Below are 14,117 nucleotides of genomic sequence, written 5' to 3' on the forward strand. Positions count from 1 at the left end.
TAATTAAGCCTGTTTTTTATGGCTTGTCTTGCCTATATCCCCTCGCCTGAGCCTATACGGTATCCATCGCTAGCAGCCTATGCTGTCGGTTTAATGCCTTTTATTTTCAGGATTTTTATGGAATGATTTTATTATGACAAAACCACTAGCACTCCTCTCAGTATCTAATAAAGCAGGTATTGTAGAATTCGCTCAAGGCTTAATTAAATCAGGTTTTGGCCTATTGTCTACGGGCGGCACTTATCGTTTGCTACAAGACAATAATGTCGAAGTCACAGAGGTCTCTGACTATACAGGCTTTGCTGAGATGATGGACGGCCGCGTCAAAACCCTACATCCCAAAATCCATGGCGGTATCTTAGGCCGCCGAGGTACTGACGATGCGATCATGAATGAGCATGCTATTGAGCGCATTGATATGGTGGTCGTCAACCTATATCCGTTTGCTGAAACGATTGCACAAGCTGACGTGACTATGACTGATGCTATTGAAAATATTGATATTGGTGGCCCTACTATGGTCCGCGCTGCGGCAAAAAATCATGCTGATGTTGGCATTGTAACCGACCCTAATGATTACGAGCGCGTTCTATCTGCTCTAAACAAAGGTACAACGCTGACCTCAGCGTTACGCTACGATTTGGCAGTGAAGGCTTTTGAACATACGGCTCAGTACGATGGCATGATTGCAAACTTCTTAGGCAGCCGCGTTAACGACACACAGCAGCCAGAAGTTTTTTCTCGTACGCTCAATCTACAATTCGATAAAATGCAGGATTTGCGCTACGGCGAAAACCCGCATCAAAAGGCCGCCTTCTACGTTGAAAATTCTGCTTTAGATAAAAAAGAAGCGTCGATTGCCACTGCTAAGCAGCTACAAGGCAAAGCCCTATCCTATAATAATATCGCTGACACAGACGCGGCGCTTGAATGCGTAAAAGCCTTTACCGCGCCTGCTTGCGTCATCGTCAAACATGCCAACCCTTGCGGTGTTGCCGTTGATCCTGATCAAGTCGCTGCCTATCGCACCGCCTTTAGCACAGACCCTGAATCCTCTTTTGGCGGTATCATCGCTTTTAATACTGCGCTTAGCGTCGCTGCGGCAAAGGACATCATCGATAACCAGTTTGTCGAAGTGATCATTGCTCCCAGTATCGAAGATGGCGTGCTAGAGGTAACGGCCGCGAAGAAAAACGTTCGAGTATTGGTTTGCGGCGAGCTACCAGTAACGACTAACCGCCAAAGCAAACTCGACTACAAGCGCGTTAACGGTGGATTACTGGTGCAAGAGCAAGACTTGGACATTATTGGTGCTAATGACTTACAGATCGTCACTGACGTACAACCGACAGAGGCTCAAATTGCCGACTTGCTGTTCACTTGGACTGTCGCTAAATATGTCAAATCAAACGCTATTGTTTATGGTAAAAACAAGCGTACTATCGGCGTTGGTGCAGGTCAGATGAGCCGTGTCAATTCTGCTCGTATCGCTGCTATAAAAGCTGAGCATGCAGGCCTTGCCACTGAAGGCGCTGTCATGGCTTCAGACGCCTTCTTCCCTTTCCGTGATGGCATTGACAATGCTGCTGAAGTCGGTATTGCTGCTATCATTCAGCCCGGTGGTTCTATGCGTGATGACGAGACTATTGCTGCAGCTAATGAGCATGGCATAGCCATGGTATTCACTGGAATGCGTCATTTCCGCCATTAATCCGGTATCGATAAGCTTGCTTAACTATTAAGTACAACTTGTACACACAAAAAGCCACCGTAATGACGGTGGCTTTTTTGTGGCTAACCTTGTATTTAGCGAACCTGAGCGTTCGCCATATTCGCTTCATTGATCTCAACGTTATACACTAAACGTAGGTAGTCTAAGTAATCCTGCAACTGATCTTGGCCTAAATTATCACGGATAATAGCAGCGGTTTGTACTTTTTCTGCTGCAGATAGCTGCGACTCACCTTGTGTTTCTATATGGTCACCTACTAGCACTGACGCCCCCACTTCCGTAGGACTGGCTATCGCCACTACTCCATTCATAGGTGCTTGCTTACTAAACGCAAGGCCACGCTCTTTATCAGATAACAAAGGCGTTTGACGATTGATCTCACCCAATGCTTGAAAGGATACAGCTTGCTTTGCGATATCATCGACAGTATCAATAGCGGCTGCTACTTTTTTGGCATCGGCTAGAGCTAAAGCACTGGCTTTTTGTTTGCGTAAGGTTTGCGTGATAATCGGGGTCGCTGCGGCTAAGCTTAGAGTCTCAGTAGGACGATAGTTGCTCGGCTGCGCCCAGACCATACCATTACCGACTTCAATACCAGTCGTTACCGCTTGATCCTGAATAGTAAAATCATCAAACGCTTGTTTGATCACTGCAGGCTGCGCTAGTACGGACGTATTGTTTTCTTTGCGGTAGTCATTGATCCGCTTAAGCGTCACATTTTCTTGTTGAGCGATATCTTCGATACTAAAACCGTCTGCCGCCAAATCATTAATGGCAGTGACTTTATCAGCATAAATCGTCTGACGCTTATACTCTTTAGCTTTTGTCGTTAGCTCTTCGCGCATACTCTCCATAGTAGGCACACCATCACTATTGTCTTCAGTGACTTTGAAAATCTGATAACCAAAGCTCGTATTGACGACTGGGCTCACCTCACCGACGGTTAATCCCTCAAGAGCGTCCTCAACCTTAGCAGCATCGTTACCAAATACCGAAGGATTAAAACGGCCAATAGCGCCGCCGCTTGCACCAGTAGGGTCATCAGAGTACTGTTCAGCCAGCGCAGCAAAATCTGCACCGTTATTTAGCTCGGCCAATACCTTATCAGCGCGTGCTTTGGCATCATCGCCGCTCAAAAGTATTTGGCTAATCATGCGCTCGTCACTCACCCCAAGCTGTTGCTTATAGCTCTCATACTGCTGTTCTAACTCATCTTCAGTCACTTGCTTAACTTCAATGTTAGCCGGTATCAGCTGAATATAAGCAAGATCGACCATAGCGGCGCTTTTTAGCTCATCTTTATTGGCATTGTAATACGCCTCTACATCCGCCTGACTGATTTGTACTTGTTGCTGGTAGTCCTGCCAGTTGAAACGATGCAACCAAACCTTACGGGTCTCAAGCTGCAAGTCGATCAGCTGGTTGACAGCGCGCATTGGATAGATAGCTGTTCCTACAATACTGGCATTGAGCTGATCTAGACTCAACTGATTGCGAAACTCTGCAAATAGCTGGTTTTTAGTCATTCCGCGCTGACGCAAGAAGTTTGAGAATTGATCATTAGAAAAATTACCTTCTGCGTCTTTAAATATCTCTTCTTGCAACAATAAGCGATTGATCGTGTCATCAGATACAGTCATACCCAGCTTGCCTGCTTGCTGCTCGAGTAAAGTGCGATCAATAAGGCCTTTTAACACTTGCTCATGCAGGACATCTTCATTGATCAAACTGGCATCATCGACCTGATCTAATAGCTCAGTACGGCGGCTGTTCACCGCAGACTGGTACTCGCTAAGTCCAACACTTGCCTCTCCTACCTGAGCGATTTGGTTGGGATCGACATTCCCGCCAAAATAGCTCTCAACACCCAACAACGCTAATGGCGCTAGGCATAAAATCAATAAAATGCGACCAGGCCAAGTTTTTAAAAAATCGCGCAATTTATCCATAATTATTTCTGCTTTATTAAACCGTGTTGGGAGGACCATTTTAATACTATCAGTCGTTATAGGACTGACAATGGTCAGAATCAATAATATACAATACTCGTTAACAGGTCAGTATCTTGTCAATATATAAGTCTTCAAAACTTATCAACGCTATAGCTTATCAACGTTAGAAACAGGAGAATGACTGCTATCTCAGCGCTTGGGCAAGCGAAACCTGCGCGCCTATGATACGTGATTTTTGCCATAGACTCAAAATATTCGTCTCGCCTTTACCAGCTTTTTTACCCATAAAAAAAGCACCTAAATTAAAGATGCTTTTTTTGTGCTATTTATCATGTTGTTTTAATACAGCTAAAACCATAACTAACAGCACTGAATACTTCACAGCTTAGAGTCTGGCTTAGTTTAAGCGCTCTTTTAGGTTTTTACCGGCTTTAAAGCTAGGTACTTTACTAGCTGGGATAGCCAATTCTTCACCAGTCTTAGGGTTACGACCAGTACGTGCTTTGCGATCTTTAACACTAAAAGTGCCAAAACCTACTAGTGAGATGCTCTCGCCAGCTTCTAGTGCTTCACCAACGCTTTCCATAACAGCGTTCAATGCATCACCAGCTTGAGTCTTATTTAAACCGCTTTTGTCTGCGATGCTATCAATGAGTTCTGACTTATTCATAAAATTTCCTTCAAGTTTAAGGGCTATAATAAACGCTAGCTTCCGTTATTGTATCGCTCTAATAATGCTTAAGCAATAACGATAACTAGAAGCTTACGTGGTTGTGGTTACGCTTTATTAAGGTCTTTATATCAAGGCAGCATAGGGAGCGCAAGCGATTTTACATTTTTTTGTGTACTCTACAACGCATTCGACACTCAAAATTACGTAAAATACCAGTAACTTTCTTACCTAGATTTTTATTGCTTTTATTTCTTAGCTGCTATTTCATTCTCTAACTTGTTATTTTAATTACCTATTCTATGAATGACTGGTGCTCTGACATAAACAATATTGCCAATATTGCAACAATTCGGTTACTGACACTAGATAGCATTATTTTTATGATAAGTTTGTCAGTATGGTAGCAACCCTATAGCAGCAACGCTCCTGAACTTGAACGGACTAAGCAGCTTAACTAAAGAATGCCAAGACACGTTGATACATTGACACATTGACACATATTAATTTTGACATACTGCGTTTTTACGCTACTCTTAGCAAGAATTTGCATTACTACTGATTCACTATATTGTGACTCTACTCATTTACCTCATCACCCTCCACCTTATAACACTGGATAATTGACATGAAGCGTTCTACATTGTCTCATTCTCTGCTAAATATCATTTTGGTTTTTATTGAATCAGCAATGACGTTATTATTACGCTTAGATTCTGAGCTACGTAAAGCAGCATACCCTTTGGCTAAACAAAACACGCTAGTGTGTTTGCGCTTATATTTGCCTCATGTCGAAGTGTTTGCCACTTTTAGCTATAAAGGGGTACTGTTAGATACAAGTATGCCACCCGATCGTAGTGAGCCTGACGTCGTTATCAATGCTTATAGTATGCAGGTCATCAATGCGCTCACAACTCACGATATTGAGAGCACTGAAAAGCTGCAAATGCGCGGAGAAGTAGTGCAAGTACAACTGGTCAAACAGTTTATTATGCAAATGGGTTTAGGCGGCATCATTCAAGGGCTAATCAAAAAAATCAAAGGCAGCGGAAAAACTAAACCCAGCGATGCCGAAAAGCAGGAAAAAACTGATAACTACAAAGCACGTATCGCAGAACAACAAACGCAAATCAATACCCTTACCATAAAGAACCGCGAACTTGAAACGACGCTCAAAGAATTGCAAAGTAAGCAAAAGCTCCTGATGATAAGTGCGGTTGTAGCTGCAGTTATCGCTCTGATCGCTATTATTGCTTTTTTTATCAGTCAATAATAGGAGGCTATATTGTTTGCTCATTATTACTCATCGCTGTTAGCAATACGCTGTTAGCAATAAATAGTAACCCCACATTGTAAGAATAAAGATAAATAGTAGTGGTGCTTGCTGTACTACTACTTTTACTTTTACTTTTCTCCTTTCAATCATTACTGGATCAAAGCATTATTAAATCTAAACCTTTGTGAATCAAAGCGCTTTATTCAAAAGCGACTCTCTCTTCTTAGTCTTAACTTATTCCTCGCTGTTCTAAGTATAGAAATAACGATAATCTATCGATTTTACACCTATTACTGTCAATTAATATTATCAATCACTCGCTTAAATTTAATTAACGCGTCAACCACACTTTAATCTTGACTAAATTACTCAGGATTAAGTATAATACTCATATCGCGACATTTATAGGATTAACCATCTGTTGTGAGATAGCCATAGCGTATGACTTACTGACTATTAGTTTGTTATTTATTAGCGACTAACTCGTTAGTTTCAAGCTATTCGTTGGGGCAATATGTTGAATACATCACCAGTCTAATACTGGAATGTTAAAAGCAGCACTTTACCTACTTAAGCTTACTACTAATCAGTTTGGAGATCTTTCATGCGTTTAACCACTCGAGGCAGATATGCCGTTACTGCATTGCTAGATTTGGCACTGCAGACCAGTCAACAAGATAGTGCGGTGTCTTTATCTGATATCGCTAAGCGGCAATCAATATCGATCTCCTATCTTGAGCAGCTGTTCTCTAAGTTACGTAAACGAGGGTTAGTCACGAGCATTCGCGGTGCTGCTGGAGGTTATTACTTGTCAAAGCCTCTAGACGAGATTGATGTCATGAGCATCATCTCAGCAGTGGATGAGTCCGTCAATGCAATGCAATGCGAGGGACGAGGCGACTGCCAAGGCGGCACCATGTGTCTGACTCATGATTTATGGTGTGCTTTATCAAAGCATATCGAGCAGTACTTGAAAAATATAACTTTAGCACAACTATTAGATATGGAAAATGTGCAATCCGTTTCAGAACGCCAGCACAGCTCTTCTAAAGAGATTTCATCAAAAGACATCAACACCATTACTTTATCGACTAGCGAGGCAAACCCAGCATGAGCCAACATAATAATTTAATATACTTAGACTACGCCGCTACTACCCCTGTTGCTCAGCCTGTTGCTGCAAAAATGAGCGAATATCTAACGGTAGACGGTATCTTTGGTAATCCAGCTTCACGCTCTCATGGTTACGGTTGGCAAGCAGAGGAAGCCGTAGAGACAGCGCGCGGACAAGTTGCAGAAGTGATTAACGCTGATCCACGCGAGATTGTCTTTACCTCAGGGGCAACTGAGTCTGATAACTTAGCCATTAAAGGCGCGGCACACTTCTATCATTCTCGCGGTAAGCACATTATCACGAGTAAAATCGAGCACAAAGCCGTATTAGATACTTGTCGTGAGCTTGAGCAAGAAGGTTTTGAGATCACATATCTTGAGCCGCAAAAAGGCACAGGTCTGATACTGCCAGAGCAAGTCAAAGACGCACTACGTGAGGACACCATTTTAGTCTCACTAATGGCAGTCAATAATGAGCTTGGCACGATTACTGACATCACTGCTATCGGTGAGATTACTCGCGAAGCAGGCGTTATCTTCCATGTTGACGCCGCTCAAGCCGTAGGCAAAATAAAAATTGATGTCGAAACGACTAAAGTCGATTTAATGAGCTTTTCAGGTCATAAAGCTTATGGCCCTAAAGGTATCGGTGCTTTATTTGTTCGCCGTAAGCCACGTGTACGTCTAAAAGCTGAGCTACATGGCGGTGGTCATGAGCGCGGTATGCGTTCAGGTACGCTGCCAACGCATCAGATTGTTGGTCTAGGCGCAGCCTTTAGCTTAGCTGAAGAAAAGCGCGAAGAAGATCATGCTCATGTTGCTAATCTTCGTCAGAAGTTGTGGGATGGCTTGCAAGATATTGAAGAGATCTATCTAAATGGTGATCTTGAGCACAGCGTACCTAACATCGTTAACATTAGCTTCAACTTCGTTGAAGGGGAATCTTTGATGATGTCGCTAAAAGACTTAGCGGTCTCTTCAGGTTCGGCTTGTACTTCAGCAACGCTTGAGCCCTCTTACGTACTGCGCGCTATCGGCCGCTCTGATGAGTTAGCGCATAGCTCTATCCGTTTTAGCTTTGGCCGCTATACTACTGAAGAAGATATCGATACGGTACTCTCGCAAATGCATAGCGCTGTTGATAAGTTACGTGCTCTATCGCCGCTTTGGGATATGTATCAAGACGGCGTAGATCTTGACTCAGTTGAATGGGCTGAGCACTAAGATAGTCGCTAGTTTAAGTACGGCGAATACTAAGTACAACGAGTAAATAAAAACTACAGACTATTAATACGTTTGACCCCAATTACAGATAAGCCCTCGAAGCAGTAACCTTAAAATACTTCAGGACTCATCGTCTAACCAGGAGAAAACCCATGGCTTATAGTGACCAAGTTATTGATCATTACGAAAATCCACGCAATGTCGGCAATTTTGATAAAAATGCCAAAAATGTAGGTACCGGTATGGTTGGTGCTCCAGCCTGTGGTGACGTTATGCGCTTACAGATTCAGGTTGGCGATAACGGTATCATTGAAGATGCCCGTTTTAAAACTTATGGCTGCGGCTCTGCTATTGCTTCAAGCTCACTAGTCACTGAGTGGCTAAAAGGTAAAAGCTTAGATCAAGCGAGTGAGATCAAAAACAATGATATCGCTCAAGAGCTTGCTTTGCCACCCGTTAAAGTGCATTGCTCAGTCTTAGCAGAAGATGCAATTAAAGCCGCTATCAGCGACTACAAAGGAAAGCATGGTACTAGCGATACGCAAGAAGAAGTCGCGCACTAAGCGGTTTAGTTGAAGGCGTCTTATCTTTATAATAAGTCTATAGAGCGCTGAGCTTTATACGCTACGGAGGTGACAATACAGCTTATGCCATTGTCACCTTTATTTTATACCCTACTGATAAGTTTACTCATTATAATCTTAGTGATTACAGTCTTAGTTATTGATAAATAATAGGAGTTGGCATGATTGAAATGACAGAACGCGCCGCTCAGCATGTTCGAGAGTTTTTAGATAATCGCGGTAAAGGCGAAGGTATCCGCGTTGGTATTCGTACTGCAGGGTGCTCAGGTTTGGCCTATGTTTTGGAGTTTGTAGATACTCCCGACGATAACGATACGCGCTATGACAGTCGCGGTGTCAGTATTTTTATTGATCCAAAAAGCTTAGTATATCTCGATGGTCTGCTGATGGACTACGAAAAAGAAGGATTAAATGAAGGCTTTAAATTCACTAATCCTAATCAAAAAGGCGAATGCGGCTGCGGTGAATCATTTACCGTATGATGTTTTGCTTGTTTAAAATAGCCAAACCTTTGATAGATTAACCCTTAAATATAACAATAAATGAGTATCATTTTTAAAGGTCAAAATATGACTTCAGATAACCATGCGCAGCCAGACGCTCAGTTCGATAATTTTTTCGCTTTATTTGAGCAGCCTGTTCAGTTTGACTTATCTCAGCAGGCTCTAGATCAGCGACTGCGTTTGCTACAAAAACGCTATCATCCTGACAATATAGCAAAAAGTAATACTAGTGATCATCTGCAGCAGTCTGGGCAAGCGTCAGCCGTTATCAATCAAGCCTATCAAACTTTGAGTCATCCAGATAGCCGAGCCGCCTATCTATTAGATATGGCTGGGCAAGCACAGACTTTGGAGCATTCCATTGCCGATTTAGAGTTCCTCGATGATGCCATGCAGTTGCGCATTGATTTAGAAACCGCTATTGAAGATAAAGAGCGCTCGAGCCTACAGCAGTTACATCCACAGATTACGAGCCGCTTAGAAGAGCAGTCAACGCGATTCAAAGAGGCGTATCAGCAGGAGCAATGGCAAACGGCCATCGATGCGACCCAAAAGCTAAAATTCTTAGTCAAGCTCAATGCTGATATCACTATAGCGCTCGATGAGCTTGCTAATGCAGAACAAGCAGACGACGATGATCTGTATGTCTAAGCTTACAAACTGAATCTTTATGTGATTATTATTGGCTTCATGACGATGAGCGGCCTTTGCCCTTTTTATCATCAGTAGATTTTATACTGTCGGAGCTATTGCTAGAGTTACGATATCAGCGGTAATCACGTATAATATGCCTGACTTAGCTTTGTCTTAGAAAATATATAACAACAGATTCTAATAGCCGCTTTTTTATTACCCTCTCATTTTTCACTTTTATTTTTTGAGCTGTCTTATGTCTTTATTGCAAATTGCTGAACCCAATCAAAGTGCCCAGCCTCACCAGCATCGTTTTGGCCTTGGTATTGATCTAGGAACCACGCGCTCATTAGCAGCAGTCGTCCGTTCAGGCAAGGCGCAAGTACTGCCAGCGAAACATCATGCCGATACGCTACTCCCTTCTGTTGTTTACTATCCTGCTACTGGGGCACCTGTAGTCGGCTCTGAAGCACTAGCCCACCTTGCAGATGATCCTAAAAATACCATCATCTCCGCCAAGCGCTTTATGGGCCGTAGTCAAGCAGACATTAAATTCTCACATCCTTATGAGCTCAGTGGTAGCGAAAACGCTATGCCAGCATTTATGACCGCGCAGGGGGATGTCTCACCAGTAGAAGTATCCGCGCGCATACTAGCCGCCCTAAATGAGCGCGCAAGCGATGCCTTGCCTGCAGATAGCGTTGAAGGCGCTGTCATTACCGTACCGGCCTATTTCGATGAGGCGCAGCGTCAAGCGACTAAAGACGCTGCTCAAGCCGCCGGTATTAATGTATTAAGACTGCTTAACGAGCCTACTGCCGCTGCAGTTGCGTATGGTCTCGACAAGCCTAATCAAGACGATACCGAAAGCTACTACCTCATTTATGATTTAGGTGGAGGTACTTTTGATGTGTCTATCTTAAAGCTGACCGATGGCGTGTTTGAAGTGCTCGCTACAGGCGGTAACAGCGCGTTAGGCGGCGATGATATTGACCGCTTATTGGTCAATTGGCTTATCAAGCAGTTGGGTATCGATCCTGCTGAGGTTAGTCGGCATGACAAATCTATCTTAGCTCAGCAGGCTAAAACCTATAAGCAGGCGCTAACCGACAGCCAACAAGTAGATGTCGATATCGCTATCAATGAGCAAACTTTCCAAGGGGTATTAACTCATGAGGACTTGCTTGCTATTGCACAGCCCGTTAGCCGCCGTACCTTAGCGGTCTGCGAGCAAGTACTACGCGATGCCCAACTATCAGTGATAGACTTAGATGAGGTCGTTTTGGTTGGCGGCTCTACGCGTATGCCAACTATCCAAAATACCGTAGCTGAGTTTTTTGGTAAGCAGCCGTTATCTCGTCTTAATCCTGATGAAGTAGTCGCTTTAGGAGCGGCGCAAACAGCGCATCAGCTTATCAACGGTAATAGCGATAATAACCTACTCTTACTTGACGTTACCCCGTTGTCACTTGGGCTTGAGACCATGGGCGGCTTAGTTGAAGTGCTCATCCCGCGTAATACACCTATTCCCGTCAAAAAACGTCAAACCTTTACCACGTACCAAGATGGGCAAACCGGTCTAGTAGTCCATGTGGTCCAAGGTGAGCGCGAAACGGTTGAAAACTGCCGCTCATTGGGACGCTTTGAGCTGTACGGCATCCCGCCGATGAAGGCCGGGTTTGCGCGTATTGAGGTGACTTTTAGTATCGATGCGAACGGACAGCTGACTGTGAGCGCGCAAGAAACCAGTACAGGTACGGAAAGCCAGATCGAAATCACACCTTCTTATGGCTTATCTGATGAGCAAAAAGAGCAGCTGTTAGTAGCAGGTTTTAAACATGCCGAAGAAGATAAGAATGCTCGCTCTTTGATTGAAACAAAAGTCGAAGCGGAGCGTGAGCTGTTAGCGCTACAATCAGCGCTTGGCGAATTCGACAGTTTACTCACAACAGAAGCCAAACAAGCATTAACCACGCAAATGCAAGCCTTACAAGAAGCACTCGCTCATGATGATCTAGCCAATATCGAAGCCCAGCAAGCTAAGCTTAAACCTTTGAGCGATGCTTTTGCAGCTAGCATCATGAACCAAAGCGTCAAAACTAGCATGGCCGGCACTAGTGCAAAAGACTGGTAGCTCATAAAGAGCGCGCTTCCCACATAGACTTTAAACGCTATTAACCCCTACATTTTTAATTAATAAATCGCGGATAGATTATTTATGCCAAAGATTACTGTACTCCCCCATCACGAGATTTGTCCTGAAGGTACTGAAGTTGAGCTTGAGACTGGTAGTAACTTATGTAAAGCGCTACTCGAAAAAGGCATCAAAATTGAGCATGCCTGTGAGATGTCAAAAGCCTGCACTACCTGTCACGTCGTCGTGCGTAAAGGCTTTAACGGTCTAGATGAGATGGACGATATCGAAGCCGATTTATTAGATCGTGCTTGGGGGCTTGAGCCTGACTCTCGTCTCTCTTGCCAAGTTGTTGTCGAAGAGGATGACTTAACTATCGAGATACCAAAATATACTCTGAACCATGCCAAAGAAAACCATTAAGCCTTCTATGAGCTTGTTGGCTTAATAAAAGCTTTTCGAATAAAAAACCCAGCGATTCTAAATAGAATCGCTGGGCTTTTATATTATAAAGCTATAAGAAATTAACTCATGTTTTTATCGACCTGACATTTGATTATTCTCTTCTTTTTCGATACGCTCTAGCGCAAAGTTGAGACGATTTCTAATTTCTTGATAATCGTAATTTTTCATATCTTTGAAGTTAAGATGGAGATTGAAACCCGGCAAAGTATGATCGACCCATTTAGACGACTCATCCTTATCGGCATCGGGATCAAGAACCTGCCAAGCCCGAATAACATCATCAAAGCCTTTTAACTTATAGCTAATTGCATATTTACACTGATAATCATGGCAAATGTAGTCATAAGTCGCTTGGCTGATCAAAATCTCATCGTTGCCCGCGGCTTGCTCGAGACGCGCTGCACGATTGGCTTCTCTACCGATAATAGTATAGTTCAATCGGCTACTACTGCCAAAGTTACCAACATGGCAGTAGCCGGTAGTAATGCCAATGCGCACGTATAGACCATCAAACCCCATCAATCGCCACTTTTGTCTGAGCGTACGCATCTCGCGGCGCATATCTATTGCCATCGCCACACAATCTAGCGCGTCTTGACGCACTCCGCGACTATTGGGCTCACCAAAGAAGCAAACCATACCATCGCCGATAAACTTATCTAACACTGCGCCATGTTTATTAGCGATATCGGTCATTACCTCCATATAAGTATTTAAAATATCGGCTAAATTGTCAGCGCTCAAACTATCGGACAGCTCTGTAAAGCCAACAATATCTGAGAACATAATAGACAGCTTCGCACGCTTATTAGCGACTCGAACCTCGCTATTTGATTTAACAATAGGTTGCCATATCTGCTGCGGTACAAAGCGGGTCAGCTTACTAATCACTGACACCATAGTGCTGAGTCTGTCTTTAGACTGCGCGGCTATGCGGCTATGCTCGATGTACTTATTATAAAAAAACCAAAAGTGACCGAGCACAACTAACAAGCTTGCAAACAAAATAGTAAGCGGTACGACGCCTTTATCACAATCTATTTTAGAGCCACTTAAAGTGATACTAACATAATAAAATATCACCATAGTTATGATCGCTACCATCAAAAGCTTAGCGCGGTTCTCTGCTTCGCTAATAATGATGCGCACGGCAATCAGCACGGCTAAACTCAAAGCGATTACTACGCAAAATTGCATCGTACCAATGACTGTCCCTAATAAAACAACAACCGCATTTGAAGTCCAAAAATTTGAGGGACGCCGATAGTTGTATACAAGAATCATCAAACTAGGCAAAGAGATGATGACAAAAAGGGCCATCGCTATTGGACTGAACTCATAATATAAAGCGAGAAGAGCCACGCTTAGCAGCAAGACATAAACCTCAGGATAGTTAAAATTAAAACCTTCACCGGTTTTTAGTGAAAATTTCGGTTTTAACATCTCTGATATTGACATGCTGTTCTTCGCTTTATTAAGTCACCGTAAAATAATCTTACAGCAGAAGGGTTAATCATAATGTTTGGATAACCGAAACAGTATGATTATTGAAATGTGATAAATAAATAAATCTATTATAGTGCTTCAAGCCTGCTAAGCCTGGCAATGATACCCAAAAAAATACCGCTTGTCAGTTAAATACCGCCAAGGCCTTGAAAATATTAGATAATATTCGCTAATCCGTGTTTAATATATACAAATAATTAGATATTTATACTGGACTTTTATAGAGTCCAAAGCGGCTTAAACCTCACTCTATTTACTGGACCGTAAAGCTAGGGCGTGTTGAACATTCGACCATGGCACTGACAGAGACTATTTTTTAGGCGAT

At 43.1% G+C, this 14,117-nt stretch carries 12 protein-coding genes; 9 read left to right on the forward strand and 3 right to left on the reverse strand.

Translation table 11 applies throughout. The features are described 5' to 3' along the window. The first annotated feature begins 133 nt into the window (after positions 1–133). Complete coding sequence (purH, locus tag I3248_RS03475; protein WP_201610706.1) at positions 134–1,711, forward strand: bifunctional phosphoribosylaminoimidazolecarboxamide formyltransferase/IMP cyclohydrolase; 1,578 nt, start codon at positions 134–136, stop codon at positions 1,709–1,711. 95 nt (positions 1,712–1,806) lie between these two features. Here the strand turns inward: purH and I3248_RS03480 are convergent, their stop codons facing one another. Together I3248_RS03480 and I3248_RS03485 are read right to left on the reverse strand one after the other, a co-directional pair. Then, the gene (locus tag I3248_RS03480; RefSeq protein ID WP_238062570.1) at positions 1,807–3,681 is read right to left on the reverse strand and encodes a SurA N-terminal domain-containing protein; all 1,875 of its coding nucleotides are present in this window, start codon (positions 3,679–3,681) and stop codon (positions 1,807–1,809) included. A 400-nt stretch (positions 3,682–4,081) separates the two neighbouring features. Further along, positions 4,082–4,354, reverse strand: a complete 273-nt coding sequence (locus tag I3248_RS03485; RefSeq protein ID WP_025647025.1) for an HU family DNA-binding protein — start codon at positions 4,352–4,354, stop codon at positions 4,082–4,084. Positions 4,355–5,045: 691 nt separating this feature from the next. Here I3248_RS03485 and I3248_RS03490 point away from each other — a divergent pair. The 8 genes from I3248_RS03490 to fdx all read left to right on the forward strand — a co-directional run bounded on the left by I3248_RS03490 (position 5,046) and on the right by fdx (position 12,244). Then, positions 5,046–5,627, forward strand: a complete 582-nt coding sequence (locus tag I3248_RS03490; RefSeq protein WP_346268418.1) for a hypothetical protein — start codon at positions 5,046–5,048, stop codon at positions 5,625–5,627. A 607-nt stretch (positions 5,628–6,234) separates the two neighbouring features. Then, a complete protein-coding gene (locus tag I3248_RS03495) occupies positions 6,235–6,744 on the forward strand; it encodes an Rrf2 family transcriptional regulator (protein WP_238062572.1) in 510 nt (169 codons plus the stop codon). Continuing rightward, a complete protein-coding gene (locus I3248_RS03500; protein WP_201603564.1) occupies positions 6,741–7,967 on the forward strand; it encodes an IscS subfamily cysteine desulfurase in 1,227 nt (408 codons plus the stop codon). Before I3248_RS03495 ends, I3248_RS03500 begins: the two co-directional genes overlap by 4 nt. Before the next feature lie 152 nt (positions 7,968–8,119). Then, positions 8,120–8,530 carry a Fe-S cluster assembly scaffold IscU gene (gene iscU, locus I3248_RS03505; RefSeq protein WP_238062573.1) on the forward strand — a complete coding sequence of 137 codons (411 nt, stop codon included), beginning with the start codon at positions 8,120–8,122 and terminating at the stop codon, positions 8,528–8,530. Positions 8,531–8,712: 182 nt separating this feature from the next. After that, the gene (gene iscA / locus I3248_RS03510; protein WP_025647030.1) at positions 8,713–9,033 is read left to right on the forward strand and encodes an iron-sulfur cluster assembly protein IscA; all 321 of its coding nucleotides are present in this window, start codon (positions 8,713–8,715) and stop codon (positions 9,031–9,033) included. 87 nt (positions 9,034–9,120) lie between these two features. Continuing rightward, on the forward strand, positions 9,121–9,705 hold the full coding sequence (gene hscB / locus I3248_RS03515) for a Fe-S protein assembly co-chaperone HscB (protein WP_238062574.1): 585 nt from the start codon (positions 9,121–9,123) through the stop codon (positions 9,703–9,705). A gap of 238 nt (positions 9,706–9,943) precedes the next feature. Further along, positions 9,944–11,821 (forward strand): Fe-S protein assembly chaperone HscA, encoded by a 1,878-nt coding sequence (gene hscA / locus I3248_RS03520; RefSeq protein ID WP_238062575.1) that lies wholly within the window; start codon positions 9,944–9,946, stop codon positions 11,819–11,821. Between the two features lie 84 nt (positions 11,822–11,905). Then, positions 11,906–12,244, forward strand: a complete 339-nt coding sequence (gene fdx, locus I3248_RS03525; protein ID WP_025647033.1) for an ISC system 2Fe-2S type ferredoxin — start codon at positions 11,906–11,908, stop codon at positions 12,242–12,244. A gap of 114 nt (positions 12,245–12,358) precedes the next feature. Here fdx and I3248_RS03530 read toward each other — a convergent pair whose 3' ends face one another. Further along, entirely contained in the window at positions 12,359–13,744 is a 1,386-nt protein-coding gene (locus tag I3248_RS03530; protein ID WP_238062576.1) for an adenylate/guanylate cyclase domain-containing protein, read from the reverse strand. Between the last annotated feature and the right edge of the window lie 373 nt (positions 13,745–14,117).

It is taken from the genome of Psychrobacter sp. Ps3 (assembly GCF_022129275.1).
GTDB lineage: Bacteria > Pseudomonadota > Gammaproteobacteria > Pseudomonadales > Moraxellaceae > Psychrobacter > Psychrobacter submarinus.